A 21,980-nucleotide genomic window follows, 5' to 3' on the forward strand; every position below is an offset into this window, starting at 1 on the left:
AGCGCTGCTTAGCAGGTCAGAGGGGGCTTCCCTCTCCCGCTCCTCGTAGACCGTGTGGGACTCGAACCCACAACCAATGGATTAAAAGTCCACTGCTCTGCCAATTGAGCTAACGGTCCTCGCCGACGTGATGTCGGCGCACCCATGAGCATAGCCCGCCGGGCCCCGCAGTCCGATCGGGTATCGGCAGCGCGGCCGTGGCGGCGGGGCGAACGGGGAGCGAACCGCCTCCCGTGGACCGGGGTTGTGCAGGGACGGCGTACGCGTGAAGGCGGGCACATCCGGAGATGTGCCCGCCTTCATCAGTCATCGGCTGTGTGCCGGACCGGCGTGTCAGCCGTTGCGCTTCCAGCGCGGCTTGTCGTCGCGGCGGCCGAAGGAGCCGCCGGAGCGGTGGTCGTCACGGCGGTTGTACGACGGACGGTCGTGGCCGCCGGAGCGGTAGCCGCCACCGGCGGGGCGGTCGTCGCGGCGGTCGCGGTTGAACGGACGGTCGCTGCCGCGGTGGCCCGACGGGCGGTCGTCGCGGCGGAAGCCGCCACGGTCACCGCGGTCGTCGCGACGCTCGAAGGGACGGCCGCCGCGGTCGTCACGGCGCTGGAAGCCACCGCGGTCGCCACGGTCGTCACGGCGCTGGAAGCCACCGCGGTCGCCACGGTCGTCACGGCGCTGGAAGCCGCCACGGTCACCACGGTCGTCGCGACGCTGGAAGCCGCCACGGTCGCCACGGTCGTCGCGACGCTGGAAGCCGCCACGGTCGTCACGACGGTCACGGTCGAAGGAACGGCCGCCCCGGTCGTCACGACGGTCGTCGCGACGCTGGAAGCCACCGCGGTCGCCACGGTCGTCACGGCGCTGGAAGCCGCCACGGTCGTCACGACGGTCACGGTCGAAGGAACGGCCGCCCCGGTCGTCACGACGGTCGTCACGGCGCTGGAAGCCACCGCGGTCGCCACGGTCGAAGCCCTCGGCGCGCTCGGCCTGCGGCTGGTCCGTCTGCTCCGGCACGGAGACCGGCGCGGCCTCGGCCGCGACGGCGTCGGCGGCGGTCTCGGCGGCGGCAGCGGCGATCGCCTCGGCCGGGTCCTCGCCCCGCTCGCGCGCGGCCCGCGCGGTGAGGCGGTCGGCCTCCTCACGCAGCTCGGCGGCGCGGCGCTGGGCGCGCTCCAGCTCCTTGGTCAGGCCCTGCACATCGCGCTCGGCCTGGCTCGCGGCCTGGCTGGCGGAGTCGGCCTGCACCTCGGTCATGGAGCGGGCGCCGGTGATCTCGGCGACCTCCGGGTCGAAGGCGCCGCCGCCGTTGATGACGTGGCGGGAGGCGTCGACGCCCGCGTCCTCCATGAGGCGGAAGATCTGGCGGCGCTGGTGCGGCAGGGAGAGGGACACGACCGTGCCGCTGCGGCCCGCGCGCGCCGTACGGCCCGAGCGGTGCAGGTAGTCCTTGTGGTCGCCGGCCGGGTCCACGTTCAGGACCAGGTCGATGCCGTCGACGTGGATGCCTCGGGCGGCGACGTCGGTGGCGACGAGCGCGTTGACGTAGCCGTCCTTGAAGTCCGCGAGGGTCCGCGTACGCGCGCCCTGCGTCATGCCGCCGTGCAGCGCGTCGGCCTTCACACCGGCGTCGCGCAGCTGCTCGGCGATGCGGTCGGCGCCCAGCTGGGTGCGGACGAAGATGATGGTGCGGCCCTTGCGCGCGGCGATCGCGGCGGTGACCGGCGCCTTGTCGCGGGGCTTCACGATCAGGATGTGGTGCGTCATGGTCGTGACGGCGCCCTGGGCGGCGTCGACCTCGTGGCTGACCGGGTTGACCAGGTAGCGCTTGACCAGCGTGGAGATCTCGTTCTCCATCGTGGCCGAGAACAGCATGCGCTGGCCGCCGGCCGGGACCTGGTCGAGCAGCTCGGTGACCTCGGGCAGGAAGCCCAGGTCGGACATCTGGTCGGCCTCGTCGAGGACGGCGACCTCGACGTTCTCCAGGGAGCAGGCGCCGCGGTTGATGATGTCGCGCAGACGGCCCGGGGTGGCGACGAGGATGTCGACGCCGCGCTCCAGGGCGTAGATCTGGTTGCCCATGGACGTACCGCCGCAGACGACCTTCATCTTCAGGCCGAGGACGTCGCCGTAGGGCTGGAGGGCGTCGGCGACCTGCATCGCCAGCTCGCGGGTCGGGGTCAGGATGACCGCGCGGGGCTTCTTCTTCTCGGTGTGGCCCTCGGCGAGGCGCGCCAGGGTCGGCAGACCGAAGGAGAGGGTCTTGCCGGAGCCGGTGCGGCCGCGGCCGAGGATGTCCTTGCCGGCCAGGGCGTCCGGGATGGTCGCGGCCTGGATCGGGAAGGGGGTGTGCACGCCGTTGCGCGCGAGCTTGCGGACGACGCCGTCGGGCAGACCGAGGTCGCCGAAGGTGATCTCGGGCTCGGCGTCGGCGTCGGCCTCGCTGTCGGCGTCGGCGTCGGCGTCAGCGGCCTCAAGGGCCTCGGCCTCGACGACCTGCTCCGCGGGCTCCACGGCCTCGGACTCGACGGTCGCGGCGGCCTCGACGACGGCCTCGGCCACGTCGAGGGCGGACTCGTTCTCGGGCAGGACGGCGTGGTCAGAACTGGAAATGGACATGCGAAATGCGAAACCTTCCGGAGTCTCGGCACGCGCCCGTCAACTCCGTGATTTCGCAATGGACCGCCTCTATGCGGTCAGCCACGGCAAGGGAGAGTACGCGCCACGCGGCGCTCTTCTGTGTCGGCGCCGGGCAAATGGGATCAAACGATCTACCACCATACGCACCTACCACCCACATTGGCAAATGTGCACCACAGAGGCCGGGTGTCGGGGGCGACGACGCGAGCGGAGGATCAAGCCCGTCCGGCGTTCGAGGACGAGGCCGAAGGCCGATGGACCGGCGCCCCACCCGCCCCGGACTACGCCCCACCCGCCCAGGGCCGCGCCCCACCCGCCCCGGACTACGCCGGGCCCGCCTCAGGCGACGGCTCCCCCTGCTCCTTGACCGGCCCCTCCGCCTCCCCGTGCGCCGACGACGAGGGCTCCGGGGTCGTGGGGTCCGGCGACGGCGTGGGCGGCTCGGGCGTCGGGTCCGGGGTGGGGGTGGTCCGCGTGGGGCGGGGCCCCGGCTTCGTGCGCGTCGGCGTCGGCCGCCCGTTCTTCGTCGGCTCGACCGACGCGGCGGCGGTGCCGGACCCGGCCCGCGACGGCTTGCTGCCCGGCTTGTCGTCGCCGTCGGCCTCCGGTGACGCCTCGCCCTTGTCGCCGCGCTTGCCCTTGCTCTTCTTCCCCTTGCCGTCGCCGCCCCCGCGGCCCCCGTCGTCGCCGCGTCCGCGTCCGTCGCCGGGCAGCACCGTGCCGCCGTCGGGCGCGGCGGCGCCCCCGCGCTCCTTGACCGACTTCCCGGGCACGGGCGCGCCGCTCCCGTCGTCGCCGATGCTCATGCAGCCCGCGGTCGCCGCGACGGCCACCACGGTCGCGGCCCACCGGACGGAAACGTAGAACTGGCGCACGGCCGAGCACCTCCGAGGCGCAGGGGGAGAGAGACGACCTGCCCAACTCCCGCGCCCGGCAAGAGGACACGCGCGGCACCGCCCCAAGAGGACCCGCGCCCGGCCCGGCGACCCGGCCGATCAGGGACGGCGGGGCCCCGCCCGGGACCGCTCGGCCGCTCGGGAACGGCACGGCACGGCCGGGGCCGCTCAGCCGTACCCGAGCGCGTGCAGCCGCTCGTCGTCGATCCCGAAGTGGTGCGCCACCTCGTGCACGACGGTGATCTCCGTCTCCGCCACGACGTCCTCGCGCGACACGCACATCCGCAGCGTCGGCCCCCGGTAGATCGTGATCCGGTCCGGCAGCACCCCGGCGTACCACTCGCCGCGGTCGGTCAGCGGCGTGCCCTCGTAGAGCCCGAGCAGCTCGGGGTCGTCGCTGGGCGGCTCGTCCTCGACGAACACCGCCACGTTGTCCATGAGCCGTGTCAGCTCGGGCGGGATCCGGTCGAGCGCCTCGGCCACCAGTTCCTCGAACTCCTCACGCGTCATCTCCAGCACGGGCCCATTGTCGACCGTCGATCAGCGGCAGGCATAGCCACCTCTCCGTGCGGGCATACGCGCCCAATGGGGCGCGACGTCACGGTCGTTCTGCGGCACCTGCGCAGCCTGCGCGGTGCCCCCACCTCTCTCGCCGACCGCGTCCGCGCCTTCCGGCGCGCACCCCGGAGCAGCCGCGAAAGCGCACGTCAGGGGCGTGCTCTGGCCGAGCTCGGCACGAACCCGCGCCCTTTTGCGCGCTCCCTGGGTCTGGTCACCGTCGTGGTGCTCGGCGCCTGGCTCGGCCTGCTGATCGTCGGCAGCGTCCGTACGTCCGTGGGGCCGATGGACACCCGAATGGCGCTGCGACCCTCGCTCACCGGCGGTACGAAGATCGACGTGTCGCCCCTGGGCTCCCTGGAACTGCGCTCGCACACCGCGCCGATCCGCCTCGACGTCGACGTGGACCGCCTCGACCCGGTGCGCTCCGAGGCCCTGGTCGACCACCCCGAGCGAATCTCGGGGCTCCAGGAGGAAGTGGCCTCCGACGTGGCGAACGGCACGCTGAACCTCGCGGTGCGCTCCTGCGCCGCGGTCGTCGCCGGGGCGACCGCGCTCGGCCTCGCCGTCTACCGCCGCCCCCGGCGCGCGCTCGCCGCGGGCGGCCTCGCCCTGGCCCTGCTCGCCGCGTCCGGCGCAGCGGCGTTCGCCACCTGGAACCCCCGGTCGGTCCTGGAGCCGAAGTTCTCGGGACTGCTCAGCAGCGCGCCCTCCGTGGTCGGCAACGCCCGCAACATCGTCAGCGAATTCGACGTCTACCAGCGCGAGTTGGCGCGCCTGGTGACGAACGTGACCAAGCTGTACGACGTGACGTCGACGCTGCCCGCGTACGAGCCGGACCCCTCCACGATCCGCCTCCTGCACGTCTCCGACATCCACCTCAACCCGGCGAGCTGGAAGATCATCAACTCGCTGGTCGAGCAGTACGACATCGACGTCATCGTCGACTCCGGCGACACCATGGACCACGGCACCTCCGCCGAGAACGCCTTCCTCGACCCCGTCGAGGACCTCGACGCGCCGTACGTGTGGGTGCGCGGCAACCACGACTCCACGACCACGCAGCGCTATCTGAAGAAGCTCAAGAACGCGCACGTCCTGGACGACGGCAAGCCCGTCGACGTCGCGGGCCTGCGCTTCGCGGGCATCGGCGACCCCCAGTTCACGCCCGACCGGTCCACGAAGGCGGAGGGCAACCCGGCGGAGGAAGTGGCGGGCATCACGCTCGCCTCGTCCCTGCGCGCCCAGGCCGCCGCGCGCACGCCGGTCGACGTGGCGGTCGCGCACAACCCGGTGGCCGCGCGCGAGACCGACGGGACGGTGCCGCTGGTGCTCGCGGGGCATCTGCACCACCAGGACATGGAGGTCATGGACAAGGGCACCCGGCTGCGGACCGAGGGCTCCACCGGTGGCAGCGGGCTGCGCGCCGTCGAGGGCGAACACCCCGACCCCGTGGAGACCTCCGTGCTCTATCTGGACCGCGCGACCAAGCGGCTCCAGGCCTGGGACGAGATCAAGCTCGGCGGGCTCGGCCTCACGAAGGCCGAGGTCAGCCGCCATCTCCCCAAGGAGAACCAGCCCGGGGCCGAGCCCTCGACACCCCCGCCGGGCCCTCCTTCGTAAACCGTTTTGGCGATAGGTCCCCGCATCCCATATGCTTCTCACGTCCCCGACGCGCTGCGAAGCGCCCAGGCGGGTCGATAGCCCTCATCGTCTAGCGGCCTAGGACGCCGCCCTTTCAAGGCGGTAGCACGGGTTCGAATCCCGTTGGGGGCACGCACCACCCTGTGCGAGACTAGTGCTCGCACAACGCAAGGTCCTGTGGAGCAGTTTGGAGTGCTCGCCACCCTGTCAAGGTGGAGGCCGCGGGTTCAAATCCCGTCAGGACCGCTTGCAGATCACCTCGGTGAGCTGCGTGGCTGGGTAGCTCAGTTGGTACGAGCGATCGCCTGAAAAGCGATAGGTCGCCGGTTCGATCCCGGCCCCAGCCACCGTCACGAAGCCCTCGTCTCCGGACGGGGGCTTTCGTCGTTCCCCGGCCCTGCGGGAGCCCCCTCCCCCGCGGATGTTTCACGTGAAACACCTTGGGTCGCAGGCCAGTTGACCTGCGACCCAAGGGTGGGCACGGTCCCGGGCGGGCCCGGGAGCAAGGGCTACTCCGCGTCCGGCGCCGCCCCCGACTCCTCGCGACGGCCGCGGAGGGCCGCCGCGAGGGCCACCGCGGCCGCCACGGCGACCAGACCGACGAGGACCGCCCAGTCGGGCACCGCGTCACCGATGCGGCTCGCCTTCTCCTGAACCGTGTACGAGTCGTCCACGTCGAGCAGACCGGGCAGCGCGGCCGCGCCGTCATAGGCGAGGAACAGCGCGCCGAGCAGCACGAAGAACAGGCCGGAGAGCAGCGACGTGGTGTGCAGCTCCAGACGGCCGACGCGGAAGGCACGGCCGCGCAGCCACCGCCGCCGCCCCAGGTCGAACCGCTCCCACAGCGCGGCGAGCACGAACAGCGGCACCGCCATCCCCAGCGCGTACACGGCGAGCAGCGCACCGCCGTACACCGGGCTGCCGCTCACCGCGGCGACCGTGAGCACGCTGCCGAGGATCGGGCCCGCGCAGAACCCGGCAAGGCCGTAGACGGCACCGAGCGCGTACACCGACACCGCCGTGGTGGGCCGGATGCGCCCGGACAGCTCGGCGAGGCGGCGGGAGGCGAAGCCGAACCCCACCACCTGCGCGATCCCGAGCGCGATGATCGTCCAGCCCGCCCAGAAGACCAGCTCCTCCCGGTGCCCGAAGAAGAACCGCCCGGCCGTGGACCCGGCGGCCCCGAGCGGCACGAGGGTCGTGGCGAGCCCGGCGTAGAAGATCCCCGTCCGGGCGAGCAGCCGCGACGTGGAGTCGATCGAGTACGCGAAGAACGCTGGAAGCAGTAGCGCGCTGCACGGGCTGACCAGGGCGAGGAGACCGGCGAGGAAGGCGGCGAAGTATCCGACGTCGGCCGTCACTTGCCGGACCCTTCCTTGCCGCCCTTGGCGCGGCTCGCCGCCGCCTTCTCGATCGCCTCCTCGAAGACGGACTGGGGCTGTGCGCCCGCGATGGGCCGCCCGTTGACCAGGAACGACGGCGTGGACGTGGCGCCGAGCTTGTAGCCCTCGTCCTGGTCCTTCTTCACGGCCGCCTTGGCCGCGTCGCTCCCGGCGTCCCGCAGGAAGCGCGGGACGTCCTTGATCCCGGCCTCGCGCGCCAGCTCCTTGAGCCGGTCCTCGCCGAAGCCCTTCTCCTTGGCCCCGTCCGCGTACGCGGCCTCGTGGAACTGCCAGAACCGGCCCTGCTCGCCCGCGGCCCAGGCGCCGCGCGCCGCCCGCTCGGAGTCCTCGCCGAAGATCGGGAAGTTGCGCCACTCGATGCGCAGGGTGCCGTTGTCGACGTACTTCTTCACCAGGTCGGGCTCGGTGTCACGGGCGAACTTGCCGCAGAAGCCGCACTTGAAGTCCGCGAACTCGATCATGACGACGGGAGCGTCGGCCTTGCCCTGGGCGAGCGGGTCCTTGGCCTCGCGGCGGGCGAGCCCCTCCAGCTCGGGGAAGACGCCCGCCTCGGGCGCGGCGGAGTCCGAGCCCTTCTCGGCGGACGCGGAGGACCCCGTGGAAGCGGAGTCGTCCGGCTTGGTGGCCGTGTAGGAGGCGATGCCGAGCGCCCCGGCGGCGACGGCGACCGCGGCGACGACGGCGATGTTCTTCTTCTTGCGGGCAGTGGACATGCTGATGCGCTTCTCCTGTTGCGTGCGTAGGCGTGCGTAGCTGAAGGGGCCCCTGAGACAGGGGCCTCCTACACGCGCAGAACGGAGAGATCCACCGGTGAGGGCGGCGTGAGCGGCGGCGGCCCGCGCAGCGACGCGACGGCCCGCACGGCCGGCTCGCTTCCCCAGGAGTCGTAGTCCACGACACGGGCCGCGTACGCCGACGGCGGCAGCTCGCACCCGGGGCCCTGCCGCGGCGGCACCGCGGGGCGCTGCCCCAGGTCGGAGGCGTCGCTCCGGCCGCAGCCGGGCACCCCCCGCCCGTCGGTCTCCTGGACGAAGACGTGTGCCGCCCGCTCGACGGGCGGCGCGGGCCGGTCCGCGAAGGCGGGCCCGCAGAACGCCCCGAGCACCACGAGCAGCACCGCCACCAGGGGGCACCACGGCGTACGCACACGGGACAACATGCCCGGAATGGTACGTGCCGCGACGCGCGCCCCGGGAAATCGGTTGGCCACCTGTGAGCACCGGGTGAGATCCTGGATCGCGTATGTCTACGCAGCCCGCCCTCACCCTCGACGCCCTCGCCCCCCGCCTCTCGGAGCTGTCGCTGCGCGACGCGCACCGCATCGGCCGGCGGCTCGAAGGTGCGCGCCGGATCCGCAAGCCCGAGGCCCGGGCCACCGTCCTCGCCGAGATCGCGACGGACATCGACCAGGCCGCCACCAGGATGGCGGGCCGCGCCGACGGCGTGCCCGCGATCACCTATCCCGAGCAGCTGCCGGTCAGCCAGAAGAAGGACGCGATCCTGGAGGCGATCCGCGACCACCAGGTCGTGATCGTCGCCGGTGAGACGGGCTCCGGCAAGACCACCCAGATCCCGAAGATCTGTCTGGAGCTGGGCCGCGGCGTGCGCGGCCTCATCGGTCACACGCAGCCGCGCCGCCTCGCGGCCCGTACGGTCGCCGAGCGCGTCGCCGACGAGCTGAACACGCCCCTGGGCGAGGCCGTCGGCTGGAAGGTCCGCTTCACCGACCAGGTCAGCGGCAACACGTACGTGAAGCTGATGACGGACGGCATCCTGCTGGCCGAGATCCAGACGGACCGCGAGCTGCGCGCGTACGACACGATCATCATCGACGAGGCCCACGAGCGCAGCCTCAACATCGACTTCCTCCTCGGTTACCTGGCGCAGCTGCTGCCCAAGCGGCCGGACCTGAAGGTGGTCATCACCTCGGCGACCATCGACCCCGAGCGGTTCTCGCGGCACTTCGGTGACGCCCCGATCGTCGAGGTCAGCGGCCGTACGTATCCGGTGGAGGTCCGCTACCGCCCGCTCCTGGAGGAGGAGGGCGACGACCCGGACCGCGACCAGATCACCGCGATCACGGACGCGGTCGAGGAGCTCCAGGCCGAGGGCAAGGGCGACATCCTGGTCTTCCTCTCCGGCGAGCGCGAGATCCGCGACACGGCGGACGCGCTGGAGAAGAAGAAGTACAAGTTCACGGAAGTACTTCCGCTGTACGCGCGGCTCTCGCACGCCGAGCAGCACCGCGTCTTCCAGCAGCACACCGGTCGAAGAATCGTCCTGGCGACCAACGTCGCCGAGACGTCCCTGACCGTCCCGGGCATCAAGTACGTCATCGACCCGGGCACGGCCCGCATCTCGCGCTACAGCCACCGCACGAAGGTGCAGCGCCTGCCCATCGAGGCGATCAGCCAGGCCAGCGCCAACCAGCGCAAGGGCCGCTGCGGCCGTACGTCCGACGGCATCTGCATCCGCCTGTACTCCGAGGACGACTTCACCGCCCGTCCCGAGTTCACGGACGCGGAGATCCTCCGGACGAACCTGGCGTCCGTCATCCTCCAGATGACCGCGGCGGGCCTCGGCGACATCGAGAAGTTCCCCTTCATCGACCCGCCGGACCACCGCAACATCCGCGACGGCGTGCAGCTCCTCCAGGAGCTCGGCGCGCTCGACCCGGCGCAGAAGGACCCGCGCAAGCGCCTCACCCAGCAGGGCCGCAAGCTGGCGCAGCTGCCGGTGGACCCGCGCCTGGCCCGCATGGTCCTTGAGGCCGACCAGAACGGCTGCGTCCGCGAGGTCATGGTGATCGCCGCCGCCCTGTCCATCCAGGACCCGCGGGAGCGCCCCGCCGACAAGCAGACACAGGCCGACCAGCAGCACGCCCGCTTCAAGGACGAGACGTCGGACTTCCTGGCGTACCTCAATCTGTGGCGGTACGTGCGCGAGCAGCAGAAGGAGCTCGGCTCCTCCGCGTTCCGCCGCATGTGCAAGCGGGAGTTCCTGAACTTCCTGCGCATCCGCGAGTGGCAGGACATCTACACGCAGCTGCGCACGGTCGCCAAGCAGATGGGCATCCATCTGAACGACAGCGACGCCCCGGAGAAGCAGGTGCACATCTCCCTGCTCGCCGGGTTGCTGAGCCACATCGGCATGAAGGACGTGAAGGACGGCGCGAAGAACGAGTACCTGGGGGCGCGGAGCGCGAAGTTCGCGATCTTCCCGGGGTCGGCGCTGTTCAAGAAGCCGCCGCGCTTCGTGATGTCCGCCGAGCTCGTCGAAACGTCACGCCTGTGGGCCCGGGTGAACGCCCGCGTCGAGCCGGAGTGGGTCGAGCCGCTCGCCCAGCACCTGCTCAAGCGCACGTACAGCGAGCCGCACTGGGAGAAGGACCAGGCGGCCGTGATGGCGTACGAGAAGGTGACGCTGTACGGCGTCCCGCTCGTCACCGACCGCAAGGTGAACTACGGGCGGATCGACCCCGAGGTCTCGCGCGACCTGTTCATCCGCAACGCGCTCGTCGAGGGCGACTGGCGCACGCACCACAAGTTCTTCGCCGACAACCGCAGGCTGCTCACCGAGGTCGAGGAGCTGGAGCACCGGGCGCGGCGCCGCGACATCCTCGTCGACGACGAGACGCTCTTCGACTTCTACGACCAGCGCGTGCCCGAGGACGTGGTGTCGGGCGCCCACTTCGACTCCTGGTGGAAGAAGAAGCGCCACGACGAACCGGAGCTGCTCGACTTCGAGCGGTCCATGCTCATCAACGAGAAGGCGGGGGACGTCTCCAAGGACGACTACCCCGACGCGTGGCGCCAGGGGCAGCTCAAGTTCAGGGTGACGTACCAGTTCGAGCCGGGCGCGGACGCGGACGGCGTCACGGTCCACGTCCCGCTACAGGTCCTGAACCAGGTCACCGACGAGGGCTTCGACTGGCAGATCCCCGGCCTGCGCGAGGAGGTCGTGATCGAGTTGATCCGCTCCCTGCCCAAGCCGATCCGCCGGAACTACGTCCCTGCGCCCAACTTCGCGAAGGCGTTCCTGGAGCGTGCGGTGCCCCTGCAGGAGCCGCTGCACGTCACCCTGGCACGCGAGCTGCAGCGCATGGTCGGCGTACCGGTCTCGCCGGACGACTTCGACCTGACACGCGTGCCCGACCACTTGAAGATCACCTTCCGGATCACCGACGAGCGGCGCCGCAAGCTCGCCGAGGACAAGGACCTGGAGGCCCTCAAGCTCCAGCTCAAGCCGAAGGCCCGCAAGGCCCTGTCGCAGGCGGCCGCCGCCACGGCGGAGCGCACGGGCGGCGCCACCATCGAGCGCACCGGCCTCACGGACTGGACCATCGGGACGCTGAACCGCGTCTTCGAGACCCATCCCCAAGCTCTCGGCTCCGCTCGAGCAGGGGAGACCCCATTCGCGGGCCAGCCCGTGAAGGCCTTCCCGGCCCTGGTCGACGACGGCGACACGGTCTCCGTACGCCTCTTCGACACCGAGGCGGAGCAGGCCCAGGCCATGTGGAAGGGCACGCGCCGGCTCATCCTGCGCAACATCCCGGTGAATCCGGCCAAGTTCGCCCAGGACAAGCTGACCAACCAGCAGAAGCTCGCCCTGTCCGCGAATCCGCACGGCTCCATGCCCGCGCTGTTCGCCGACTGCGCGACCGCCGCCGCGGACAAGCTGATCGCGGACTTCGGCGGGCCGGTGTGGGACGAGGAGTCGTACCGCAAGCTCTACGAGAAGGTGCGCGCCGAGATCGTCGACACGACGGTCCGCACGGTCGCGCAGGTCCAGCAGGTCCTCGCCGCCTGGCAGGCCTGTGAGCGGCGCCTGAAGTCGACGCGCAGCCCCGCGCTGCTCGCCAACCTCCAGGACGTACGGGAGCAGCTGGACGGTCTCATCAAGCCCGGCTTCGTCACCGGGACGGGCATCCGCAGGCTCCAGGACCTGATGCGCTACATGGTCGCCGCCGACCGCCGCCTGCAGCAGATGCCGGCGAACGCGCAACGGGACACCACGCGCATGGAGAAGGTCCGCGAGATGCGCGACGAGTACGCCTGGCTCCTGGAGCAGCTGCCGCAGGGCCGCCCGGTCCCGCAGGAGGTCCTGGACATCCGCTGGATGATCGAGGAGCTGCGGGTCAGCTACTTCGCCCACGCGCTCGGCACGGCCTACCCCGTCTCGGACAAGCGCATCGTGAAGGCCATCGACGCTGCGGTGCCGTAACCGGTCGGGCACGCAGGGTGAGTTCGACCGCTGGCCTGCACTCCTGTACAGTCCTTCTCGCAGCGCAACGCAGTACAAGCGCCGCGAAACCTGGTCCTGTGGAGCAGTTTGGAGTGCTCGCCACCCTGTCAAGGTGGAGGCCGCGGGTTCAAATCCCGTCAGGACCGCAAGTAGAGCGGGCCGCATCCTCTGGATGCGGCCCGCTTTCGCGTGCACGGACGACGGCGAGCAGGAGTGTCGAGCCCGTCCGGCGTTCGAGGACGAGCCCGGGGGGGGCGACCACCAAGCCTGTCCGGCACCTGAGGGCGAGCCCGCAGGGCGACCACCCCGCCCAAGGGCCCACGGCCCGTTCCCGCACTCGACTCCTTGACGGCGTCACATTCCGCCGGTACCCCAATCAGCAGGACCCAGGGGCCCAGGGGCGGCCACGCCCCCCGGAGGTGACGCATGACGCCAGTCCCCGCATCCGCGCGGCACGAGACGCGCGCCCTGCTGCGCGCCCATCTCGCCGCGGCGTCGAGGTACCGCCACGCGACCCGGCACTGCCCCATCTGCCACCGGCTGCTCCGCCTGGCCATGGAGCCCGCCGACGACGCCCACGGGGCCACAGAGGCGCCCGAGGCCGATGAGGGGCACCCGGAGCAATGCGGGGACGAAAGTCCCCCCAAGGCATGACCAAAGCCGCCGCGGGCGGCACCCCCGCGATGGGAAGCTGAGAGCCACGGAAGCGGCCCCGTCCGCTCCGTGAGGGACAGGCGTGTTCGCCCCGTCCGGGCGCTACGCCCCATTAGCGCAAGGGCGGCAAGAGCAACAAGCCACGGTGCGTGTGACGGTAGTCACCGAATGAGTTTCAGAAACCGTTGAACTTACACCCGCCCTACAACAGGTCAATCTAATATGTGCAATTGCACCTGTAGGCGGAGCCGCACGATGCGCGCTGTTGAGCGCCCCTGTGAGCCGTCTTGTTGAAGCCTGGGAGAGCGTGTAGGACGAGCGGCCCCGACGCGTGGGCCCGGGCACAAAAAAGATCGCGCTGGACCCGGCGGAGTCCAGCGCGATCGACGACGCACCCAAGTGGCTCAGGCAGGGGCCCCGTTGGGGCAGGACCCGCGTCGTGTGGAGCTATGGGTCGGACGGTACGGCCGGGTTGGGGGACCCGGCAGCGATGGTGCCCTTCGTCCGATGTGCACTTCTTGCTGCGATAACGCCCTGCGTCAGGCCTCGCTGCGCTGCTGCGGAATGCCCGCGAGCAGTGCGCGGACCTCGGCCTCGCGGTAACGGCGGTGCCCGCCGAGCGTGCGAATCGACGTGAGCTTGCCAGCCTTGGCCCAGCGCGTGACCGTCTTGGGGTCGACGCGGAACATCGTGGCAACCTCAGCCGGGGTCAGCAGCGGCTCGGCATCAGGGGTGCGAGCGGTCATGAGCGGCCTCCTCGGGAGAACCGAACCTTCTCGGTTCATTCCTCTAAATTCTGCACCTTGACCCGCGTTGCCCGAAATGGCGGACGCGAGTCGAGTCGGTTATAGGACGAACGGCTTGTCCTCGGCACTACAACTACACCATCCGTCCAGCCGCGTCGGCCAAACCGATGGAATTGCCCTCCCAGGTGTCCATCAGCGACGGAAGCCGATGGACCATGCCATAGCGGACAGTCACGCCACAGTGACGATCAGTCACAGAGCGATCAGGAGTCAACAGACCCCCCATAGCGCGCAATGCCGAGCATTCCGCCCGTAGTTGGACGGAAGGAGCCCTGTCCGGACTCCTTGTCCTATTTTGGCATGAGGAAGGCTGATCGGCGCAAGGGTCAGTTAAGTGCGGTCCATCACGCTTGAGGCAAAGGCCCGGATCGGGACCTACGTCCCGGCGGCGGGACAGGGAAAGCCCAGGATGCACTACTTCCAGGGGAAAACCACCGGCTCGGTGTTACGGCTTCGTCAAGAAGGCCACGTCAGTTCGAGAACTGCCGCTCCCGGACCGCGCGCCACCGCTCGACGAGCCGCGTGTACGCCTCGCCCGCGCCCACGCCGTCACCGTCGCGCAGCGCCTCGATCCCCGCGGCCACGTCCGCCGCCGAGTGGTCCTCGTCGAGCGTCTCCGCCGACAGCGTGTGCACCAGGCCGCCGTAGTCCAGCTCCACGAGCGAGCGCGGGTGGAACTCCTCCAGCCACCGGCCCACGTCCACCAGGCCGTCGATGAGCGGCCCCTCGTCCATGGCGTTCCGCAGCGCCTTCAGGCCGCGCGCCACCCGGCGCCTGGCCTGCACCATCGGCGTGCGGTAGCGCAGCACGGGCGCCGCGGCCCCGGGCGGCTCGCCCCCGTCGGCCGCGTCGGCGTACGCCGTGTCGTAGAAGCGCTCCTCGTCCGCGACGAGCACGAACCAGTTCAGCGGGACGTGCCAAGTCGCCGTGCGGATCCAGGGGCGCGCGTCGGGATTGAGCGCCAGCCAGGCCTCGTAGTCCGCGGCCGCCTGCCGGCGCACCACCGGCGGGATGACCGCGTCGAGGACCGGCGCGGGCAGCAGCCCGGACAGCTCGTCGAGGGCCTGCCAGCCGCGCAGCCGGGTGCGCCAGGGGCAGACGCACACCACGCCGTCCGCCTCGACCACGAAGGCCTCCCGGCTCTCGTGCACCGGCACCGGAATCGGCGGCGTGGGCGCCAGATCCGCCAGCGAGGCCCGCAGTTCGTCCTGGTAGGAGGGCCGCTCCGGGCGGCGTGCGTAGCGCGCCCAGTGGGTGCGCTCGGGCTCGGGGAAGGCGGCGAGGGGCTCGTACACGCGCAGGTACGACGCATACGGGACGACCACCGAGGACACCTTGGGCACGGCTCCTCCCCTCCCCCGCCCACCGGCTGGAAAACACTGCAAATCGTGCCATGGCCGAACACCGCCGTACTCCGTCTCGCAGCCCGGGAGAGTGACCCCCGTGCGGAGGGGACAGAGTCTTGCCGACCTCCGTGCGGCGGCGGGGCCCCGCGAGGCTCTACTCTCATGCCACAACGGGACCCGCCACCCGCACGGGCACCCGTCCAACCGCCGCTATGTATCCGGGAGTCACCACCGTGACCGATGTAACCGACGGCGTCCTGCACACCCTGTTCCAGTCGGACCAGGGGGGTCATGAGCAGGTCGTGCTCTGCCAGGACCGCGCCAGCGGACTGAAGGCCGTCATCGCCATCCACTCCACCGCCCTGGGCCCCGCCCTCGGCGGCACGCGCTTCTACCCCTACGCCACCGAGGAGGCGGCCGTCGCCGACGCGCTGAACCTCGCGCGCGGGATGTCGTACAAGAACGCCATGGCCGGCCTCGACCACGGCGGGGGCAAGGCCGTCATCATCGGCGACCCGGACAAGATCAAGAGCGAGGAGCTGCTGCTCGCCTACGGCCGCTTCGTGGCCTCCCTCGGCGGCCGCTACGTGACGGCCTGCGACGTCGGTACGTACGTGGCGGACATGGACGTCGTGGCGCGCGAGAGCCGCTGGACGACCGGCCGCTCGCCCGAGAACGGCGGCGCGGGCGACTCCTCGGTCCTGACCGCCTTCGGCGTCTTCCAGGGCATGCGGGCGTCCGCCGAGATCCTGTGGGGCGCGCCCACGCTGCGCGGCCGCAAGGTCGGCGTCGCGGGTGTCGGCAAGGTCGGGCACATCCTCGTCGAGCACCTCGTCGAGGACGGCGCCGAGGTCGTGATCACGGACGTGCGCGCGGACTCCGTGCGCCGCATCACGGACAAGCACCCGCAGGTCTCCTCCGTCGCCGACACCGAGGCCCTGATCCGCACGGAGGGCCTCGACGTGTACGCGCCGTGCGCGCTCGGCGGCGCCCTGAACGACGACACCGTGCCGGTCCTCACCGCCCGGGTGGTGTGCGGCGCGGCCAACAACCAGCTCGCGCACCCCGGCGTCGAGAAGGACCTCGCCGACCGCGGCATCCTCTACGCCCCGGACTACGTGGTGAACGCGGGCGGCGTGATCCAGGTCGCCGACGAGCTGCACGGCTTCGACTTCGACCGCTGCAAGGCGAAGGCCTCGAAGATCTACGAGACCACCCTCGCCATCTTCGCTCGCGCGAAGGCGGACGGCATACCGCCTGCCGCCGCGGCCGACAGGATCGCCGAGCAGCGCATCGCGGAGGCCCGCCGCGGCTGACGCGTACCGGACCAAAGGCTGCGGAACGTGTCCGAATGGAGGCGGAACGCAGCCCGGGACAACTGAATACGGCCTCCAGAACGGCCTGATTGGGCCCTGACAAGGCCCTCGTCGGGGCCCGCCGGCGTCATCGGGAGAGAAGACTCACGCCCGTCGGCGGGTCGCCCGCCAAGAAGAGGTTAAAATCGCAGCTGACCAGCGAGGAAAGGGCTCCTTGCCGGTCGTGCGCCCAGGCGCGTCCTGCGGGCGACGTACCGTATGGCCGCAGGAACAGGTACCGTGGAAGCCCTACGGACCGGTCTCTCCACGGAGAGCCCGTTCCGGATCATGAACGCGTGTCAAGACTCTGGGGCCATGAGCCCCGATACCGAGGGGGTCGAGCCATGGGGCGCGGCCGGGCCAAGGCCAAGCAGACAAAGGTCGCCCGCCAGCTGAAGTACAACAGCGGCGGGACTGACCTGTCGCGTCTGGCCAATGAGCTGGGCGCTTCGACTTCGCAGCAGCCGCCGAATGGCGAGCCGTTCGAGGACGAGGACGACGAAGACCCGTACGCGCAGTACGCGGATCTGTACAACACCGACGACGATGACGACGAGGACGCGGACGAGTCCGGCCCGTCGCAGCAGCGCCGCGGCGCTTGACCTCGTAGTTCGGTTCTTCGCGCGATAGCGTCCGCACCTCTCGCGGACAGCGCGACAACGCACTTCACCCGGTCCGGGCAGCTTGCCGGACCGGGTTTCGTGCTGTGCGGGCCCGGATCACCGGGCCTGGATCACTTGGCGTAGTCGCCGACGAGCTCGGCTCCCGCGGCGTGGTCGCCGCGGTCGGTGATCTCGCCCGCGACCCAGGACTCGACGCCGCGGTCGGCGAGCGTCGCCAGGGCCACGTCGACCGAGTCCTCGGGCACGACGGCGATCATGCCGACGCCCATGTTCAGGGTCTTCTCCAGCTCCAGGCGCTCGACCCGCCCCGCCGTGCCGACGAGGTCGAAGACGGCGCCCGGCGCCCAGGTGGAGCGGTCCACGGTGGCGTGCAGGCCGTCCGGGATCACCCGGGCCAGGTTCGCCGCCAGGCCGCCGCCGGTGACGTGGCTGAACGCGTGCACGTCGGTGGTGCGGGTCAGCGCCAGACAGTCCAGGGAGTAGATCTTGGTGGGCTCCAGGAGCTCCTCGCCGAGCGTGCGGCCGAACTCCTCGACCTGCTGGTCCAGGGTCATCTTCGCGCGGTCGAAGACCACGTGCCGGACCAGCGAGTACCCGTTGGAGTGAAGCCCGGAGGACGCCATGGCGACGACCGCGTCACCCTTACGGATGCGATCCGGACCGAGCAGGCGGTCGGCCTCCACGGCGCCGGTGCCCGCGCCCGCGACGTCGAAGTCGTCCGGGCCGAGGAGGCCCGGGTGTTCGGCGGTCTCGCCGCCCACGAGCGCACAGCCCGCGAGCACACAGCCCTCGGCGATGCCCTTGACGATCGCGGCGACGCGCTCGGGGTGGACCTTGCCGACGCAGATGTAGTCGGTCATGAACAGCGGCTCGGCGCCGCACACGACGATGTCGTCCATGACCATGGCGACCAGGTCGTGGCCGATGGTGTCGTACACGCCGAGCTGCCGGGCGAGGTCGACCTTGGTGCCGACGCCGTCCGTGGCGGAGGCGAGCAGCGGCCGCTCGAAGCGCTTGAGGGCGGAGGCGTCGAAGAGCCCGGCGAAGCCGCCGAGGCCGCCGAGGCCCGCCACCTCCGGACGCTGGGTCTTCTTGACCCACTCCTTCATGAGCTCGACAGCGCGGTCGCCCGCCTCGATGTCGACGCCCGCCGCGGCGTAGGAGGCACCAGTACCAGCAGTTGTCTCAGACATTGCCTGGGATCTTTCGGGGTTGATGATGGGGCTCAGGGGCGACGGATCGCATCGGCTGCGGCCGTGGCCGCCGGGCCCGCGGCCAGCTCCGTCTCCAGGAGCTGCTTGCCGAGCAGCTCGGGGTCGGGCAGCTCCATCGGGTACTCGCCGTCGAAGCAGGCGCGGCACAGGTCCGGCTTGTCGATGGTGGTCGCCTCGATCATGCCGTCGATGGAGATGTACGACAGGGAGTCGGCGCCGAGCGAGGTGCCGATCTCGTCGATGGTCATGCCGTTGGCGATGAGCTCGGCGCGGGTCGCGAAGTCGATGCCGAAGAAGCACGGCCACTTCACGGGCGGCGAGGAGATCCGCACGTGCACCTCGGCGGCGCCCGCCTCGCGGAGCATCTTGACCAGGGCGCGCTGGGTGTTGCCGCGGACGATCGAGTCGTCGACGACCACCAGGCGCTTGCCCCTGATGACTTCCTTGAGGGGGTTCAGCTTCAGCCGGATGCCCAGCTGGCGGATGGTCTGGGAGGGCTGGATGAAGGTCCGCCCGACATAGGCGTTCTTGACGAGGCCGGCGCCGAAGGGGATGCCGGAGGCCTCCGCGTAGCCGATCGCGGCGGGGGTGCCGGACTCGGGGGTCGCTATGACGAGATCGGCGTCGACCGGCGCTTCTTTGGCCAGTTTCCGCCCCATCTCGACACGCGAGAGGTAGACGTTGCGGCCCGCGATGTCGGTGTCGGGGCGGGCCAGATAGACATACTCGAAGACACAGCCCTTGGGCTTCGCTTCCGCGAATCGCGAGGTGCGCAGACCGTTCTCGTCGATGGCGACGAACTCGCCGGGCTCGATCTCGCGGACGAAGCTGGCACCGCAGATGTCGAGGGCGGCGGACTCCGAAGCGACGACCCAGCCGCGCTCCAGGCGGCCGAGGACCAGCGGGCGGATGCCCTGCGGGTCGCGGGCGGCGTACAGCGTGTGCTCGTCCATGAAGACGAGGCTGAAGGCGCCCCGCACCTGCGGCAGGACCGCGGCCGCGGCTTCCTCTATGGTCAGCGGCTTGCCGTCGGCATCGGTCTGGCCCGCGAGCAGCGCGGTGACCAGGTCCGTGTCGTTGGTCGCGGCGAGCTGGGTCGCGCGGCCGTTCTCCTTCGGCAGGGCGGCGACCAGCTCGGCGAGCCGGGCCGTGTTGACGAGGTTGCCGTTGTGGCCGAGGGCGATGGAGCCGTGGGCCGTGGCACGGAACGTGGGCTGCGCGTTCTCCCACACCGAGGCTCCGGTGGTCGAGTAGCGGGCGTGTCCGACCGCGATATGACCTTGGAGGGAGCCGAGGGAAGTTTCGTCGAAGACCTGGGAGACCAGGCCCATGTCCTTGAAGACGAGGATCTGGGAGCCGTTGCTGACCGCGATTCCCGCGGATTCCTGACCCCGATGCTGGAGGGCGTAGAGCCCGAAGTACGTGAGCTTTGCGACCTCTTCGCCCGGAGCCCAGACACCGAAGACGCCACAAGCGTCCTGGGGGCCTTTCTCGCCGGGGAGCAGATCGTGATTGAGTCGACCGTCACCACGTGGCACGGCACCGAGTGTAGGCGAGATCGACCACTGGTCCGAATTGGGGATACGGGTCCTGTACGGAGCGTAGGCGGGTGCTTTACGGGGCCTCCGAGGGGCCCGGCTGAATATGTACGTTCCGCCAAGCGGCCCGGGTGAGGATCTCCCGGCGGGCCCCTTGCCGATCTCCTCTCGGCGGGGTTGCTTCAGCCGTGCGAAGGGCTCGTGAACAGGCACGACAGGGCGTTGACAGCCTCCTGCGGGCTCCGTGAGGCTCCTGGTTCATGCAGCCCTCCGGTGACCTTCCGACGTTCCCGCTCGTGTGGCGCCGCCATGTGGATCTGGCCCGCGTCGCGAGCGCGATCTGTCGTCGCGCCCTCTGAGCCGGACTTCCACTTCGCCCCGTTTCAGGGCGGTTTGACGCTCTGACCCATGGGACGTTTGTCACGCTGAAACGTTCCCCCTTCGGGTCACTTCGGGGTGCTTTCCGCCTCCGCCGCCCGGCTTTCCCGTGCTTCTCCCGCCCCGGGCGGGCCGCTCCCCCGCCCTCGCCCGCCGCACCCGCCGCCCGCGCCACGGGGGCATCCGCACGCCCCCGCGCAGGGGGCCCTCCCCGCCCCAGGAGTCCTTTGTGTCTTCATACGAGAACCCGTTGTCCCGGCGCGCCTTCACCGGAGGTGTGGCGGGCGCCGCCACCGCCGTCGGGATCGGTGCGGGCGAGGCCGTCGCCGCGCCCGCCGAGCGGCCCTTCGCCGCCCGCGAGCGGCCCGACGGGCGGGCCGACGGGCGGGCCGGCCGACGGCCCAACATCCTCTTCGTCCTCGGCGACGACCTCGGCTGGGCCGACCTGTCGTCCTACGGCTCGCCGCACATCAGAACCCCGCACCTGGACCGCCTGGCCCGCCAGGGCGTGCGCTTCACCCAGGCCTACTCGGGCTCCGCGACCTGCTCCCCCACCCGCTTCAGCCTGTACACCGGGCGCTTCCCCGGTCGGACGCGGGGCGGGCTCGCCGAGCCCATCGCCGACAGGTCGGTGGGCCTTGAGCCCACCCACCCCACGCTCGCCTCGCTGCTGCGCGGCGCCGGGTACGCAACCGCGCTCATCGGCAAGTGGCACTGCGGCTACCTGCCGGACTACTCGCCCACCAAGTCGGGCTGGGACGAGTTCTTCGGGAACTTCGGCGGGGCCCTTGAGTACTACTCCAAGCTCGGCCTGGGCGGCGAGTACGACCTGTACGAGGGCGACACGGCCTACAAGGACCTGCGCTACTACACGCGGATCCTGACCGAGCGGGCCGGCGAGTACATCCGGCGCGACCACGACCGGCCGTGGCTGCTCAACCTCAACTTCACCACCCCGCACTGGCCCTGGATAGCCGACGGCGACACCGAGGTCAGCGCGGAGATCGTGCGCCGCATCAAGGCCGGGGACCGCGGTGCCCTCCAGCACCGGGACGGCGGGTCGATCGCCAAGTACACGGAGATGGTGCAGGACCTGGACCGGTCGATCGGACACGTGCTGCACGCCCTGAAGAAGTCCGGCCAGGAGCGCGACACCCTCGTCTTCTTCGCCTCCGACAACGGCGGCGAGCGCTTCTCCTACAACTGGCCGCTGTCCGGGAACAAGGGCTCGCTGCGGGAGGGCGGCATCCGGGTGCCGACGATCCTGCGCTGGCCCGCCCGGCTCGACGGCGGGCAGGTCAGCGACCTGCCCGTGTACACACCTGACTGGACGGCGACGCTGCTCGAACTCGCCGGGGCCCGGCCCGGGCAGGACCGTCCGCTCGACGGCACGAGCCTCGCCGGGTATCTGCTGCGCGGCACCGAGCCGCGCGAGCGGGACCTGTTCTGGCGGGTGCGCGGCGAGCGGGCGCTGCGGCGCGGGCCGTGGAAGTACTACCGCGGCAAGGACGGCGCCGACCAGCTCTTCCACCTGGGCCGCGACCAGCGGGAACAGGCGGATCTGGCGCGCCGGGAGCCCGCGCTCCTCGCGGAGCTGCGGACGGCGTGGGAGCGGACGGAGGCGGGCCTGCTGCCGTATCCGACGGCGTGAGGGCCCCCGCCACGAAGGCGCGGGCGCGCGGTGGACCGG

17 protein-coding genes and 5 tRNA genes are annotated in these 21,980 nt (G+C 71.0%); 11 read left to right on the top strand and 11 right to left on the bottom strand.

What is annotated here, in order from left to right; all coding sequences use genetic code 11:
• Positions 1-46: 46 nt before the first annotated feature.
• The 4 genes from MQV74_RS20275 to MQV74_RS20290 form a co-directional block, all read right to left on the bottom strand.
• Positions 47-119, bottom strand: a tRNA-Lys gene (locus tag MQV74_RS20275).
• Between the two features lie 214 nt (positions 120-333).
• The gene (locus MQV74_RS20280) at positions 334-2,610 is read right to left on the bottom strand and encodes a DEAD/DEAH box helicase (RefSeq protein ID WP_242719679.1); all 2,277 of its coding nucleotides are present in this window, start codon (positions 2,608-2,610) and stop codon (positions 334-336) included.
• A gap of 344 nt (positions 2,611-2,954) precedes the next feature.
• Entirely contained in the window at positions 2,955-3,506 is a 552-nt protein-coding gene (locus MQV74_RS20285; RefSeq protein WP_242719681.1) for a hypothetical protein, read from the bottom strand.
• 189 nt (positions 3,507-3,695) lie between these two features.
• Entirely contained in the window at positions 3,696-4,046 is a 351-nt protein-coding gene (locus MQV74_RS20290; RefSeq protein WP_184925157.1) for a metallopeptidase family protein, read from the bottom strand.
• Positions 4,047-4,112: 66 nt separating this feature from the next.
• Here MQV74_RS20290 and MQV74_RS20295 point away from each other — a divergent pair, with 66 nt between their 5' ends.
• The 4 genes from MQV74_RS20295 (at position 4,113) to MQV74_RS20310 (ending at position 6,076) form a co-directional block, all read left to right on the top strand.
• On the top strand, positions 4,113-5,708 hold the full coding sequence (locus MQV74_RS20295; protein ID WP_242719683.1) for a metallophosphoesterase family protein: 1,596 nt from the start codon (positions 4,113-4,115) through the stop codon (positions 5,706-5,708).
• A gap of 80 nt (positions 5,709-5,788) precedes the next feature.
• Positions 5,789-5,861, top strand: a tRNA-Glu gene (locus MQV74_RS20300).
• Between the two features lie 39 nt (positions 5,862-5,900).
• Positions 5,901-5,975: transfer RNA gene (locus tag MQV74_RS20305), tRNA-Asp, on the top strand.
• A 27-nt stretch (positions 5,976-6,002) separates the two neighbouring features.
• Positions 6,003-6,076, top strand: a tRNA-Phe gene (locus MQV74_RS20310).
• A gap of 162 nt (positions 6,077-6,238) precedes the next feature.
• Here MQV74_RS20310 and MQV74_RS20315 read toward each other — a convergent pair.
• The 3 genes from MQV74_RS20315 to MQV74_RS20325 all read right to left on the bottom strand — a co-directional run bounded on the left by MQV74_RS20315 (position 6,239) and on the right by MQV74_RS20325 (position 8,291).
• Positions 6,239-7,090 (bottom strand): cytochrome c biogenesis CcdA family protein, encoded by an 852-nt coding sequence (locus MQV74_RS20315; protein ID WP_242719684.1) that lies wholly within the window; start codon positions 7,088-7,090, stop codon positions 6,239-6,241.
• Complete coding sequence (locus MQV74_RS20320) at positions 7,087-7,845, bottom strand: DsbA family protein (RefSeq protein WP_242719686.1); 759 nt, start codon at positions 7,843-7,845, stop codon at positions 7,087-7,089. The genes MQV74_RS20315 and MQV74_RS20320 overlap by 4 nt, the downstream gene beginning before the upstream one ends.
• A gap of 68 nt (positions 7,846-7,913) precedes the next feature.
• Positions 7,914-8,291: a hypothetical protein gene (locus MQV74_RS20325; RefSeq protein WP_242719688.1), complete on the bottom strand. Its 378-nt coding sequence runs from the start codon at positions 8,289-8,291 to the stop codon at positions 7,914-7,916.
• An 83-nt stretch (positions 8,292-8,374) separates the two neighbouring features.
• Here MQV74_RS20325 and hrpA point away from each other — a divergent pair, with 83 nt between their 5' ends.
• From hrpA to MQV74_RS20340, 3 genes are all read left to right on the top strand, one after another.
• The gene (gene hrpA / locus MQV74_RS20330; protein WP_242719690.1) at positions 8,375-12,355 is read left to right on the top strand and encodes an ATP-dependent RNA helicase HrpA; all 3,981 of its coding nucleotides are present in this window, start codon (positions 8,375-8,377) and stop codon (positions 12,353-12,355) included.
• 92 nt (positions 12,356-12,447) lie between these two features.
• Positions 12,448-12,522 (top strand) — tRNA-Asp (locus MQV74_RS20335).
• Between the two features lie 280 nt (positions 12,523-12,802).
• On the top strand, positions 12,803-13,030 hold the full coding sequence (locus MQV74_RS20340) for a DUF6274 family protein (protein WP_242719692.1): 228 nt from the start codon (positions 12,803-12,805) through the stop codon (positions 13,028-13,030).
• 539 nt (positions 13,031-13,569) lie between these two features.
• Here the strand turns inward: MQV74_RS20340 and bldC are convergent.
• Both bldC and MQV74_RS20350 read right to left on the bottom strand, forming a co-directional pair.
• A complete protein-coding gene (gene bldC / locus MQV74_RS20345; RefSeq protein ID WP_003949541.1) occupies positions 13,570-13,776 on the bottom strand; it encodes a developmental transcriptional regulator BldC in 207 nt (68 codons plus the stop codon).
• Between the two features lie 530 nt (positions 13,777-14,306).
• Positions 14,307-15,179, bottom strand: a complete 873-nt coding sequence (locus MQV74_RS20350; RefSeq protein ID WP_242719694.1) for a hypothetical protein — start codon at positions 15,177-15,179, stop codon at positions 14,307-14,309.
• 236 nt (positions 15,180-15,415) lie between these two features.
• On the opposite strand from MQV74_RS20350, the gene MQV74_RS20355 reads away from it, so the two are divergent.
• A complete protein-coding gene (locus MQV74_RS20355) occupies positions 15,416-16,498 on the top strand; it encodes a Leu/Phe/Val dehydrogenase (protein ID WP_242719696.1) in 1,083 nt (360 codons plus the stop codon).
• A gap of 383 nt (positions 16,499-16,881) precedes the next feature.
• Positions 16,882-17,139, top strand: a complete 258-nt coding sequence (locus MQV74_RS20360; RefSeq protein ID WP_138960531.1) for a DUF3073 domain-containing protein — start codon at positions 16,882-16,884, stop codon at positions 17,137-17,139.
• Between the two features lie 131 nt (positions 17,140-17,270).
• Here MQV74_RS20360 and purM read toward each other — a convergent pair whose 3' ends face one another.
• Together purM and purF are read right to left on the bottom strand one after the other, a co-directional pair.
• On the bottom strand, positions 17,271-18,353 hold the full coding sequence (gene purM, locus MQV74_RS20365) for a phosphoribosylformylglycinamidine cyclo-ligase (protein WP_242719698.1): 1,083 nt from the start codon (positions 18,351-18,353) through the stop codon (positions 17,271-17,273).
• Positions 18,354-18,385: 32 nt separating this feature from the next.
• Positions 18,386-19,912, bottom strand: coding sequence for an amidophosphoribosyltransferase (gene purF, locus MQV74_RS20370; RefSeq protein WP_242719700.1), 1,527 nt, complete (start codon positions 19,910-19,912; stop codon positions 18,386-18,388).
• Positions 19,913-20,172: 260 nt separating this feature from the next.
• On the opposite strand from purF, the gene MQV74_RS41395 reads away from it, so the two are divergent.
• Both MQV74_RS41395 and MQV74_RS20375 read left to right on the top strand, forming a co-directional pair.
• A complete protein-coding gene (locus MQV74_RS41395; RefSeq protein ID WP_374120656.1) occupies positions 20,173-20,271 on the top strand; it encodes a putative leader peptide in 99 nt (32 codons plus the stop codon).
• 248 nt (positions 20,272-20,519) lie between these two features.
• On the top strand, positions 20,520-21,941 hold the full coding sequence (locus tag MQV74_RS20375; protein ID WP_242719702.1) for a sulfatase-like hydrolase/transferase: 1,422 nt from the start codon (positions 20,520-20,522) through the stop codon (positions 21,939-21,941).
• Positions 21,942-21,980 lie beyond the last annotated feature (39 nt).

This window comes from Streptomyces sp. AN091965, from assembly GCF_022698285.1.
Classification (GTDB): Bacteria; Actinomycetota; Actinomycetes; order Streptomycetales; family Streptomycetaceae; genus Streptomyces.

Coding starts and splice junctions, on each gene's coding strand:
- MQV74_RS20280 (WP_242719679.1), bottom strand. CDS start 2,610: ATGTCCATTTCCAGTTCTGACCACGCCGTCCTGCCCGAGAACGAGTCC.
- MQV74_RS20295 (WP_242719683.1), top strand. CDS start 4,113: ATGGGGCGCGACGTCACGGTCGTTCTGCGGCACCTGCGCAGCCTGCGC.
- MQV74_RS20320 (WP_242719686.1), bottom strand. CDS start 7,845: ATGTCCACTGCCCGCAAGAAGAAGAACATCGCCGTCGTCGCCGCGGTC.
- MQV74_RS20325 (WP_242719688.1), bottom strand. CDS start 8,291: ATGTTGTCCCGTGTGCGTACGCCGTGGTGCCCCCTGGTGGCGGTGCTG.
- hrpA (WP_242719690.1), top strand. CDS start 8,375: ATGTCTACGCAGCCCGCCCTCACCCTCGACGCCCTCGCCCCCCGCCTC.
- MQV74_RS20340 (WP_242719692.1), top strand. CDS start 12,803: ATGACGCCAGTCCCCGCATCCGCGCGGCACGAGACGCGCGCCCTGCTG.
- bldC (WP_003949541.1), bottom strand. CDS start 13,776: ATGACCGCTCGCACCCCTGATGCCGAGCCGCTGCTGACCCCGGCTGAG.
- MQV74_RS20360 (WP_138960531.1), top strand. CDS start 16,882: ATGGGGCGCGGCCGGGCCAAGGCCAAGCAGACAAAGGTCGCCCGCCAG.
- purM (WP_242719698.1), bottom strand. CDS start 18,353: ATGTCTGAGACAACTGCTGGTACTGGTGCCTCCTACGCCGCGGCGGGC.
- MQV74_RS41395 (WP_374120656.1), top strand. CDS start 20,173: ATGCAGCCCTCCGGTGACCTTCCGACGTTCCCGCTCGTGTGGCGCCGC.